At 52.0% G+C, this 842-nt stretch carries 1 pseudogene; it reads left to right on the forward strand.

Features of this window, described 5'->3' with window-relative positions:
• Positions 1-320 (forward strand): annotated as a pseudogene (locus tag H6A60_RS14535) (hypothetical protein); the annotation flags it as partial.
• Positions 321-842 lie beyond the last annotated feature (522 nt).

The following is an 842-nucleotide window of genomic DNA, read 5'->3' on the forward strand; positions in this document are numbered from 1 at the left end:
AGATGTGTATAAGAGACAGCAACGGGGACAGAGTTGCGAGAACCTATGTAATACAGGGCGCCGCCTCGATCTACATGCAGAACTGCAAGAACCAGCTGCCGGAATGTCAGTTGCGCCGGTGGCTGGAGGAGCAGATCAAGCGAGGGAAGCCATACGGCAAGATCATTGTCTCGCTCGCTGCCAAGCTGCTGAGAATCGTTTGGGCGCTGCTCACCTACAAGGAAAAATTCCACATTCACAAAGCGGGCGTACCTCGCTCGGTGCTTGCGGCAATAGAAAGGCCGCAGGAGAGCACAGTTGCAGCGGAAGCTGCTGCGTAGAGGATGAAGATCTCCAGGCTTAATCGATTGGAATGAGAACCCTTTGAAGGCTTATCCCACAGCCATTCCGCCCTGATTGCATCAGTTGCATGGTCACTTTTTTTGGCACGGATAAGACTTCTGAAGTTCATTCTGGCCAGAATGCGCAGATACCGCATTCATCAAACAGGTCTAAGAGATTAGTGGAGCGGCCCTCTCGTTCCGATTCCGCTTGGAGCATTCAGTCCTTCTTATCCTGACCTCGACGGTTCTGATGATGCCGTCGATATGGGATGAGAAACGCAAGCACTTGGCCGTGATAGCCAAAGAGCTTCGGATACATGTTGTGAGGTAAGAAACACGATCAACGTCGGATGATGCTGCGGGTATGACCGCAAGAACCTAAATTGGTCAGATTTTCAAAGCTTTCGAGCGCATGCGGCCGGGGGCTCCGCCCCCGTGCCCCTGGGATATTTTTCGACCGAAATTACCCTCAGCCTTGTACTGATGGTCGGCACTTTTCCTAATTTGATAGACTTGTCC

The organism is Sutterella massiliensis (assembly GCF_016899755.1).
GTDB lineage: Bacteria > Pseudomonadota > Gammaproteobacteria > Burkholderiales > Burkholderiaceae_F > Sutterella > Sutterella massiliensis.